Source organism: Cupriavidus pauculus, from assembly GCF_008801835.1.
Taxonomy (GTDB): Bacteria; Pseudomonadota; Gammaproteobacteria; order Burkholderiales; family Burkholderiaceae; genus Cupriavidus; species Cupriavidus pauculus.
Window position 1 is genome coordinate 1 of record NZ_VZOW01000064.1, and the last position, 10,221, is coordinate 10,221.

Annotated in this window: 8 protein-coding genes; 7 read left to right on the forward strand and 1 reads right to left on the reverse strand. The window is 64.3% G+C overall.

The window, feature by feature from the left end; genetic code table 11:
• Positions 1-283: 283 nt before the first annotated feature.
• From F7R19_RS28895 to F7R19_RS28925, 7 genes are all read left to right on the forward strand, one after another.
• Positions 284-676 carry an OsmC family protein gene (locus tag F7R19_RS28895; RefSeq protein ID WP_150982914.1) on the forward strand — a complete coding sequence of 131 codons (393 nt, stop codon included), beginning with the start codon at positions 284-286 and terminating at the stop codon, positions 674-676.
• Between the two features lie 384 nt (positions 677-1,060).
• Positions 1,061-1,882, forward strand: coding sequence for a hypothetical protein (locus F7R19_RS28900; protein ID WP_061957671.1), 822 nt, complete (start codon positions 1,061-1,063; stop codon positions 1,880-1,882).
• A 355-nt stretch (positions 1,883-2,237) separates the two neighbouring features.
• Positions 2,238-2,870 (forward strand): response regulator transcription factor, encoded by a 633-nt coding sequence (locus tag F7R19_RS28905; protein WP_061957654.1) that lies wholly within the window; start codon positions 2,238-2,240, stop codon positions 2,868-2,870.
• Positions 2,867-3,424, forward strand: a complete 558-nt coding sequence (locus tag F7R19_RS28910) for an Hpt domain-containing protein (protein WP_150982915.1) — start codon at positions 2,867-2,869, stop codon at positions 3,422-3,424. The genes F7R19_RS28905 and F7R19_RS28910 overlap by 4 nt, the downstream gene beginning before the upstream one ends.
• Positions 3,417-4,394 (forward strand): DedA family protein/thiosulfate sulfurtransferase GlpE, encoded by a 978-nt coding sequence (locus F7R19_RS28915; RefSeq protein ID WP_150982916.1) that lies wholly within the window; start codon positions 3,417-3,419, stop codon positions 4,392-4,394. The genes F7R19_RS28910 and F7R19_RS28915 overlap by 8 nt, the downstream gene beginning before the upstream one ends.
• Positions 4,395-4,515: 121 nt before the next feature.
• A complete protein-coding gene (locus tag F7R19_RS28920) occupies positions 4,516-7,275 on the forward strand; it encodes a hypothetical protein (RefSeq protein ID WP_150982917.1) in 2,760 nt (919 codons plus the stop codon).
• A 120-nt stretch (positions 7,276-7,395) separates the two neighbouring features.
• On the forward strand, positions 7,396-8,406 hold the full coding sequence (locus tag F7R19_RS28925) for an LLM class flavin-dependent oxidoreductase (protein ID WP_061957651.1): 1,011 nt from the start codon (positions 7,396-7,398) through the stop codon (positions 8,404-8,406).
• An 83-nt stretch (positions 8,407-8,489) separates the two neighbouring features.
• Here the strand turns inward: F7R19_RS28925 and F7R19_RS28930 are convergent, their stop codons facing one another.
• The gene (locus F7R19_RS28930; RefSeq protein ID WP_150982918.1) at positions 8,490-10,052 is read right to left on the reverse strand and encodes a methyl-accepting chemotaxis protein; all 1,563 of its coding nucleotides are present in this window, start codon (positions 10,050-10,052) and stop codon (positions 8,490-8,492) included.
• Between the last annotated feature and the right edge of the window lie 169 nt (positions 10,053-10,221).

Consider the following 10,221-nt stretch of genomic DNA (forward strand, 5'->3'; position numbering starts at 1 on the left):
TTTGCAGAAGATTTTTTATCTGCCGTCAGCGCCCTTTCCTGCCCAGACACCAACCACTGCCGCCCCGCAAACCCTTGCCAACACTGCCTTGGCAGCGCGCTTCGTGTTGCGAGGGGGCGAATATTAGTGGACTACCGCCGTCCGCGCAAGCGCTTTCTCGCAAAATCCTCAATAAAGCCAAAAAGAGCATCATGAGACACTAAATACGCGCCCTACCAAGCCATGTATAGAATCCAACAGGCTGGCGATTCGGCCATCCACCCACCAGACAAGGAATAGACGCATGACAATCGCAGCGAAGTGGCAAGCGAGTTCGGGGTCGAGCATTTGCCAGCTCGGCAATGGCACCGCGCAATGGCAGGCCGATCTCGACGCCCCGATGGGCAATCCCGCGATCCCCAACCCCCACGATCTGCTGGATTCGGCCCTTGCCGCCTGTACTGCACTGACGCTGCAAATCTACGCCAAGCGCAAAGGCTACGACTTGCAGGAGGTTCTGGTGAACGTTTCGCATGAAGAAACGAGCGGCTCCTACAAGATGATCCGCCATGTAGAAGTGCGCGGCAACTTCACGGCAGCTATCCAGGAGGACTTGCTGCGCGTCGCAAATAAATGCCCGGTTCACAAATCCCTCTCGGCACAGATCACGATCGACACGACACTGAACGCCGCCTAGTACATTGACCCGACAAATGATAATCGTTATCATTTGAATCCTCGGGTTCAGACACGACCTGAGTCAGCAAATGGGTTTCCGGGCACGCCAGCGTGTCCGGCCTTTTTCTCTTACGCCGAATGCCGGCCTGGCATTGCGCGTCATCTTCCTGACCCACATCGCGCGCAACGTTGCTCCTCAGCGCGAACCAGAGTTCATCCCGGACCGCATCCCGCCGCAGTAGGGTCCCCCTTCGCCGCATTGTTCGCTGGCCCACGCAGTAACTGTTGCGAGGAGCCGCTTTCACCACTTGCACGCTTTATGGCCCATTACCGGACGCTTAACATGGAACCCAAAAAGAAAACGTGGGATAGCGAGCAGGGACGCATCGGGAGCGGGGACACCTTGGCGAACTACATGGAAGAGTATTGCGCGCGCATCCGCCGTGGCGGTGTTCGCGGCATCGCGGAAAAACCGATCGTCGTCGATCAGGACGGCACATATCAGATGACTTATGTGCCTTTCGAACATCGCAATCCGGGTGCGCGGCTGATATTGGCGAGCACGACGCCTGGCCATGCCCACGTGCGGCTCGCCGCGACGGTCACCGCCGAACTGCTGCAGCTACGCACGCCGGGCCTCACCATTCAGCGCGAACACAAGCGCCGCGTCGAACTGGGCGGTCAAATGATTCGGCCGAATCTGATCCGGATGCTCGACCACTTCGGCGTGCCGGCGCTGATCGGCCTGCCGCATGCCGCGGCCCTCTGGAACGAAGGCTTCGACATGGTTCAGCCTCTGGCGCTATTACCCCACGCCACGACAAGGCGCGGCCTGGCCTTCGACGGGCCGTTCGACGAACTTGCCAATGTGCCTATGCTGCGCATGGTGTTCGAGAACCTTTTCCTCGCCCAATTGCCGCAGTACCGCGCGGACGCTCTTTACATCGCCCTGGGCCGAACCTCGTGGGCCGGACTGCTCCATGCAGTAGCCCTGGGCCTGCTGGAGCGGCGCCAACTGATCGGCATGATGCCTGTGCCGGCGCGCGCGGGAAGCATGGTGAAGTATTTCCTGCGCGAAATCGGGGTGAGCGATCTGTCGCCAAACGATCCGGTCCGGCATCGCATTGCGTGGCTCGATGCTGCCCATGCCGAAATGGAAGCGGGTGTGCGTCGCATCCGTGCCACGTTGGCGCCATCGAGCCAGCCGGACCGACTGATCGCATGAACGCCCGAGTGCGGGCGGCCTCAGCGCCGGCCAAGTGACATATGCCCCACTACAGTGGGGAGCAGCGAGCGCGAAATGCGTCGATAACCCCTCTTGAGGAATCTGACCTCCTCGCATTCCCGATTGGCGACCCCCGTAACGCACGGCGGGTCGCTATTTTTTTGTGCGGCCCCACTTGGATACCGTTCCGGAAGCGCTTCCGGCAGCCGCGGTTTCGACTTGGCGCAGATATTCCGCATCTAGGGAAATTTCCCACAAAAATTGCAGAAGCGTCGCATTTCCCGCGGGCTGCCAGCTCCCTATACTGCGCCGACATGTAGATCGCCGAAGCACCCGTCGGCACCGTGAGCCAGGCATGACAACCATCCTTATTGTCGACGATCATCCGGCGATGCGACTCGCCCTGCGCGCGCAGCTGGCGCAGTTGCTCGGCGTAAAGCGCATGTACGAAGCCGACAATGGGCAGACGGCCATCGACGCCGTGCGGCAGTTCAAGCCGGATCTAGTGGTACTGGATCTCGACATCCCGCGCATGAGCGGGCTGGACGCCGTACCGCGCATGCGGACGTTTCATCCGGAGGTGCGAGTGCTGGTACTGACGGCGCAGGACGCCGTGCCTTTCGCCGCGCGCGCGTTCCAGGCTGGCGCGCAGGGCTTTGTCAGCAAGACCCAGGAACTTGAATCTATCGTGCGATGCGTGGAAAGCGTGCTCGGCGGCTTCACTGTGTTTCCCAGCCCCAATCCGCGCGACACGCCGCGGGAGGGCCAGATCGTCGGCGACAGCGAAGGGCTACGCAAGCTGACCGACAAAGAGATGGAGATCCTGCGCATGCTGGCGCGGGGCATGTCGAACAAGTCGATCGGCAAGGCGCTGTTCATCAGCAACAAGACCGTGAGCAGCTACAAGACGCGCATCATGGACAAACTGAGCGCCGAATCCCTCGTTGATCTGGTCGATTTCGCGCGCCGCTGTCGGCTGATCCCATGAGCTTGCGCGCCGCTCGTCCAAGGCTGGCGGCGGACGAACGCCACGCAATCGGCGCCACGCTCGCCAAGGTGGCGCAGCACGATGCGCAAGTAAAAACCGTGCTGCTGCAGAGCCTGCTCGATGCGAATGTTGTCGATGCGGCGGATCTGCACGGCGCGGTATCGCGGCGCGACTGGCCGGAGGTTCATCGCTGCGTGCACCGCATCAAGGGCGGTGCGGCGCTGGCACGTTGCCCCACGCTGATCGCCGCTGCCAAATCGATCGAATCCGCGGCAGGACAAGGCAACGCCGCTGTGGTCAACGCGCTGCTGCCACGCTTCATCGCGATTGTGTCCGAATTCAACGACACGTTGTCGATGCTATTTCCGCTGAAGGACGTTTCCGAAACGCACGGGCCACCACGGGATTCAACGAATTTGAAGGACAGTGACACATCGCCTGCGTGCAAGCCGCGTCAAGCACTGGCACACTGTAAGCCTGTTCCGGCCGCGCCCCCCAAATCCTCAAGCTGCCGCCGGCAACGTCAATTCCGGCGGGAGACATGTCGTGGGTGATTTGCAGGCCTTGCTCGATGGTCACGGGCTGATGCTGGTATTCCTGAACGTTCTGGCCGAACAGGCCGGGCTTCCGGTGCCGGCCTACCCCATGTTGTTCGTGGCCGGCGCGCTGTCCATGCAGCCCGACGGCCCTTCCATCGGCGCCGTGCTGTTCGCGGTGATCGCCGCCTGCCTGATCGCAGATACCGCGTGGTATTTCGCGGGCAAGCGACTCGGCCAGCCGATGCTGCGCACAATCTGCCGCGTCTCCATTTCGCCAGATACCTGTATCCGACAGACGCAATCGCTGTACCTGCGCGTCGGGCCGCGCTCGCTGGTGTTTGCCAAGCTGTTGCCCGGCGCGGGCGCGCTCTCCACGGCCATGGCCGGCATGACCGCAACGCCATTTCTGACCTTCCTTTTCTACGATGCGCTGGGTGCCCTGGTATGGGCGGGCGGCGCGCTGCTGGCCGGCGTGGTCTTCAGCGATTTCGTCGATACGATTCTTGCCGCCTTCAGTGAATACGGCCATCTCGCCGTGCTGGCCGTACTCGGCGCGCTCGCGCTGTTCATTGTCTGGCGCTTCTGGCAACGGTGGCGCCTGCTCAAGCGCACCGGTCGCATTCCGCGCATGACCGTCATGGAACTTGAACAACGGCGTGGTGCGGGCGACCGGCCTCTGGTCGTGGTCGATGTCCGCGCGCACGACGCCACGCCGATCGAGCGCATTCCCGGCGCGGTCGTGATGGGCTTGCATGCGCCGTTCGATGCGCTGGCCGATCACGATGCAAGCAGCGATATCGTGGTGTATTGCGCCTGTCCGCACGAAATGTCGGCGGCGGTGCTGGCCGAACGGTTACGCACGGCTGGCTACGCCAATACGTGGGCGCTCGCCGGCGGATTCGACGAATGGAAGCGCCTGCAGGGCAAGCTCGGCGACCACGCCGCAGTCGCCGATACCGCCACCCAGCAGGCCGCCGCACACTAGCCGCCTTAGCCGCACCAGCCGCGCAGCCGTTTCGTCACAAGTTGGATATGTTGTGCCGCCGCCGGCATTCCGGCGGTCGATTCCTATACTGGGGCCAGACCGATTGTGAACGGGAGGCACCATGCGGGGAGAAGACCATGTCCATGGTTGCGAGGACGAATCCACACGCATAACGCATCGCCGGCGCGCGCTGGGTCTGGACGAGCCGCCGGGGCCGCGCAGCAATCGGGCACTGGCGCTGTCTGGCGGCGGCATCCGCAGCGCCACGTTCTGCCTCGGCGTTATGCAGGCGCTCGCCGAGGCGCCTCAACCTCATCCCCAAAGCCAGCCCGATCCGGTCGCCCTTCCCTCTGCCGCACCGGCAACGCCTGGCGAGACGCCAGGTACGCGCTCGATCCTGGCGCGGTTCGACTATCTGTCCACGGTCAGCGGCGGCGGATACATCGGCGCTTTCTTCGTCAGCCTTTTCGTTCCCGGCCGATTGCGGCGTGGCACCAATTCGCAACAGGCGGCCGAAGATGCATATCGCACGATGCAGTACGAACCGCCGGGCCGCATCCGCACGGACGCTTCCTATGCCGACGCGCCCGGGCGCGCCGCCGTTGCGTGGCTGCGAGAGAACGGCCGCTACCTAACACCTACCGGCGCGGGCGACAATCTTTACGCCGCAGCGGTCATCGTGCGCAACTGGCTGGCCATGCAGTACGTCATCGGCAGCGCGCTGCTGGTCGTACTGGCCGCCTTGGCGCTGGGATTGCATCTGGCCACCAGCGCCTGGCCAGCCTTGGGGCGCAGCGAGATGGATCTGCTGCATGACGCCCGCCAGGCCATCAACGAAGGCACACTGGCGATCTGGTGGAGCGAATATCTGTGGCTGCCGGTGATCTCCGCGCTGCTTCTGGCGGTGCCGCCCGGCATCGCCTACTGGCTGGTCTATCCGCGCTCGGATGATCCGCGCCAGCCGGTCCGGCCGTTCAACAAGGCTGTGTTGCTGGCGATCGTGGTGGGCGGCATGTTCTTGCTGGCGGGATGGTGGTTCCAGAGACTTGGCGCAGCGCCGCGGCTGGCCGGTGCGTGCCTCGCCATCGGCGTGCTCGCGTGGCTCGGCGTGCTGGTATGCCTGGCCTTGCTGCTGCCGGCGCCGCGCAGCGTCTCGAACTATCGCGTCCGCGCCACGCGCACATTGCGCGGCGCCATGACGCTCACCGGCGCGCTGGCTGCGCTGGCCATTGCCGATTCCCTGGCCCGCACCTGTTACCTGTATAGCTTCATGGCGATACACCCGTGGGGAGCCATCGTGCCAGCCGGCGCGTCTGGGATGCTCGTTTGGCTGGTGCGCTATGGCGCGGTGCTGCTCGACAACGGCAGGAAGGGCGAAAGCGATTCGACATGGCGCACATGGCTGGGGCGCTTGCCGATCTCGTTGCTCGCGGGCATCGCTGCGGCACTGCTGGCCGTGATGCTATTCGTGCTGTGGTCGTGGATCGTGCTTTGGGTGCGCTGGGACGGCGGAGAGCCAGTCGACTGGCTCGTCTATGGCAAGGCTTGGACCGCGCCGGCCCTGGCCACCTTGACGGTGCTGGCGCTGTGCATGGCCGTGGTGGTCGGCCGCTTTGCCGGTTTTCTGAATCTCTCGACACTGCAGTCGTTCTACGCATCGCGGCTGACGCGCGCGTACCTCGGTGCATCGAACGGCCATCGCTTCCAGGCGCCAGCGGCCGATGCGGACGATCGCCAGCGATTCAGCGTGGCCGAGCCCGCGCCCGACGATGCGCTCAATCTCAACGATTACTACGATCCTCGCGTTCTGGCCCCGCTGCACCTGATCAACGTCACGCTAAACCAGACCGTCGATCCCGCCGAACAACTCGTGCAGCGCGATCGCAAAGGCAAGCCGCTATGCATCGGACCGGGCCCCGCGCTCGTGCAGCCGGGCGGCGCGCAGCAACTGCCGGCCGACGCCTACGTGCGATTCACCGTTGACGGACGTCTGTGCCGCGCACAATCGCAACAGGCGGGCGGCAGTCCCGCACAGGCAACGGAGATGTCGCAGGCGCGTACCGTCGGCGACTGGATCGCAGTCTCCGGCGCGGCGGTGTCCACCGGGCTGGGCCGGGCATCGACGTTGGGCACATCGCTGCTGCTCGGGCTGGCCAATATTCGGCTTGGCATCTGGTGGCCATCGCACATGGCCGACGTGCCCGCCGCAAGCGGCGCGGCGCGAACCGCCGCCGACAGGGGCCACGATGCGCCCGGCATGCTGGCGCGGCTATTTCGTACGCAGTGGTATCTGGCCTGTGAGTTGACGGCCCGATTCCATGGCACGCGCCGACGCTGGCAATATCTGTCCGACGGCGGACACTTCGAAAATACCTCGGTCTATGAACTGCTGCGGCCGGAGCGGGCCGTCGGGCTCGTCGTCATGTGCGATTGCGGTTGCGACCCCAACTACCGTTTTGGCGATCTTGCCAATCTGATCCGGCTGGCGCGCATCGACTTTGGCCTGGAAATCGCTGTAGACCGTAGCGCCGCAACCGATCCCGTACTGGGAGAGGTATTCGGCACGCCCGAGGACTTCGCACCCGACGCCCCGCCCGCGTCGCAAGAGAAAGTGGCGCTGTTGCTCAACGTTTACAGCGCCGGTCAGGCAGGCGCGCCCGATGGGCCGCCGCTGATGCGCATCGTCGTCATCAAGCCAAGACTGACAGCGTCCGCGCCCGCCGATGTACGCCAATACGGCGCGCTGCATCCGAATTTTCCGCAGGAAGGCACCGCCGACCAGTTCTTCGACGAAGCGCAGTGGGAAAGTTACCGCGCGCTGGGCGTGACGATCGGCCGCCGCATCGCCACGGGCACAATCGCGACGCGGCTGTTCGGCTAGCGCAGTGTGTCCACACCGCCGGCATGGCTTCTCGCGCGGCGCCAGCACGATCGGTCGCGTGTGACTACCATAGCCCGTCCCTGAATCGAATCCGCGCGGCCTGTGCCGCACGTGAATGCAATGATCCCCTACTCTGTGCTCGACCTTTCACCCATCGCGGAGGGCAGCCAAGCGGCCGACGCCATGCACAACACGCTGGCGCTGGCGCAACATGCCGAACGCCTCGGCTATCGGCGCTTCTGGCTGGCCGAACACCACAACATGCCCGGCATCGCCAGCGCGGCCACGGCCGTGCTGATCGGCTATGTCGCACAGGGCACGTCGACGATTCGCGTGGGCTCCGGCGGCATCATGCTGCCCAACCATTCGCCGCTGGTGGTGGCCGAACAGTTCGGCACGCTGGCTGCGCTATACCCGGGACGCATCGACCTTGGGCTGGGCCGCGCGCCGGGCAGCGACCAGGCGACAGCCCGGGCGCTGCGACGCCATCTCGATCACGACACCGCCGACAGCTTCCCGCAGGACGTCGAGGAACTGCGCGCCTACTTCGACGATCCGCGACCCGGCCAGCGCGTGCGTGCGGTGCCAGGTGCGGGCCTGAAGGTGCCGCTGTGGTTGCTGGGGTCAAGTCTATTCAGCGCGCAGCTTTCGGCGGCGATGGGACTGCCGTTCGCGTTTGCTTCGCATTTCGCGCCCGGTTTCATGCGCCAGGCTGTCGATCTCTATCGACGCACTTTCCGTCCTTCCGAGCAACTCGACCGGCCGCACGTGATGCTTGGGCTCAATGTATTCGCCGCGGATACCGACAGTGAGGCGCGCCGCCTGTTCAGTTCGCTGCAGCAGCAATTCCTGGCGCTGGTGCGCGGCGCGCCGGGACAACTGAAGCCGCCGGTCGACGACATCGATCGCTTGTGGGATGCGAGCGAGGCGGACCACATCCGTCGCTCGCTGGCGTGTTCGGTGGTTGGAAATCCGGCAGCCGTGCGCGAAGGCATCCAGCGTTTCGTCGACGACCTGCGTCCCGACGAACTGATGCTGACCGGTCAGATCTACGATCACGAGGCACGCCTGCATTCGTTTGCCATCGCGGCAGACGCCATGCAATCGCTGCAGGCGACGCCGAGCGTCTGAGCGTCTGAACGCCTCGGCGATCAAAAAAAATCCGCGGACTAGCGCCGCGGATTTTTTTGCCGCTTCCCTTGACCTTGCGTGGCTCAGGCGTGCGCGAGCCGGAACGCCGAGACCGCGCGCATCATCGAGTCCGCCTGCTCGGCCAGCGACTGCGCGGCGGCGGCGGCTTCTTCCACCAGCGCGGCGTTCTGCTGCGTCACCGAATCCATCTGCGTCACGGCTTGCCCCACCTGCTCGATACCGGTGCTCTGCTCGGCCGACGCCGCGCTGATTTCGCCCATGATGTCTGTCACGCGCCGCACGGCGTTCACCACTTCCTGCATGGTTTCGCCCGCCTTGCTCACCAGCGTGGAACCGTTGTCCACCTGCGCCACGGAATTGTCGATCAGCGTCTTGATTTCCTTGGCGGCGTTCGCGCTGCGCTGCGCCAGGCTGCGCACCTCGCCGGCCACCACGGCAAAGCCGCGGCCCTGTTCGCCCGCGCGCGCCGCTTCCACCGCTGCGTTCAGCGCCAGGATATTGGTCTGGAATGCAATGCCTTCGATCACGCCGATGATGTCGACGATCTGGCGCGACGCCTGATTGATCGCGCCCATCGTGGAGACCACTTCGCTGACCACCTCGCCGCCGCGATTGGCAATCTCCGATGCATTGACGGCCAGCGCGCTGGCCTGTCGCGCGTTGTCCGCATTCTGGCGCACGATACCGGTGAGCTGCTCCATGCTGGACGCGGTCTGCTCCAGCGCCGACGCCTGTTCCTCGGTGCGCTGCGACAGGTCGTGATTGCCGGCGGAAATCTGGTTCGTCGCCGTCGCAATCGACCCTGCCGCGCCGCGAATGTCGCCCAGCGTGGCGGACAGTCGCTGTTGCATCTGCTGCATCGCCGCCAGCACGCTGTAATTGTCATCGGCACGCACCTGCAGCGGCATGGTCAGGTCGCCGCCCGCGATGCGCGTCACCGCCTCCACCGCGTACGCCGGCTCGCCGCCCAGGCTGCGTTTGACCGTGCGCATGATCAGGCCCATCACGGCGGCAATCAATGCGCCGATCAGCAACGTGCTGACCAGCGCGTTGATCAGGTTGGCGCGGAAGGCGTCTTCGATATCGATGAGGAATACGCCGGTGGCCACGAACCAATCCCAGTCGGCCACATGGCGCCCGTAGGTGAGCTTGCGCTGCGGATTTTCCGTACCGGGAAGGCGGCCTCGATACATCGAAAATCCGGCGTCCTCGCCCGTGGTGCGGCGCGCGCCATCGATAATCGCGCGGTACACGTAGACACCGTCCGGATCCTTGAATTCGCCAACCATATTGCCTTCGGTCTGCGGCAGGCCCGGATTCAGAATGACCTGCGGCTTGGAATCGACCACGAACAGGTAGCCGTTCTGGCCAAACCGCATCGCGCGCAGCGCATCCTTGGCGGCCTTCTGCGCGTCTTCCTTCGACATGGTGCCCTTGGCCGCACGCTCGACGTACAGCTTGACGATGCCTTCGCCCGTCGCAACCAGCGACTTCAGGCTGTCGCGGCGCTCGGCCATCATGACCGATTTGGCGTGGAAGGCGTTCCAGGTGCCGAGTGCAAGCAGCAGCAGCCACATGACGGCAAGCGCCGCCCAGAGTTTGGTATTGAGCGTAAGACGGTTCATGATGCGTGCGGGAGTATCCATAAGGCGGGCGTATTGCCTTAGCAGGCTGCTGAAATACCGGCAGCGAACGTCAGCGCGACGACTTGCTGAATCGTTAATCTGAGGACTCCATACAATCCCACGTTCATGCGCGGCGCTGACACCTGCACCGAAAGTTTGTTCACCATGC

What these genes read in the sequence shown, in the direction of transcription:
- F7R19_RS28925 (WP_061957651.1), top strand. Translation starts at nt 7,396, where the DNA reads ATGATCCCCTACTCTGTGCTCGACCTTTCACCCATCGCGGAGGGCAGC.
- F7R19_RS28920 (WP_150982917.1), top strand. Translation starts at nt 4,516, where the DNA reads ATGCGGGGAGAAGACCATGTCCATGGTTGCGAGGACGAATCCACACGC.
- F7R19_RS28910 (WP_150982915.1), top strand. Translation starts at nt 2,867, where the DNA reads ATGAGCTTGCGCGCCGCTCGTCCAAGGCTGGCGGCGGACGAACGCCAC.
- F7R19_RS28895 (WP_150982914.1), top strand. Translation starts at nt 284, where the DNA reads ATGACAATCGCAGCGAAGTGGCAAGCGAGTTCGGGGTCGAGCATTTGC.
- F7R19_RS28905 (WP_061957654.1), top strand. Translation starts at nt 2,238, where the DNA reads ATGACAACCATCCTTATTGTCGACGATCATCCGGCGATGCGACTCGCC.
- F7R19_RS28930 (WP_150982918.1), bottom strand. Translation starts at nt 10,052, where the DNA reads ATGAACCGTCTTACGCTCAATACCAAACTCTGGGCGGCGCTTGCCGTC.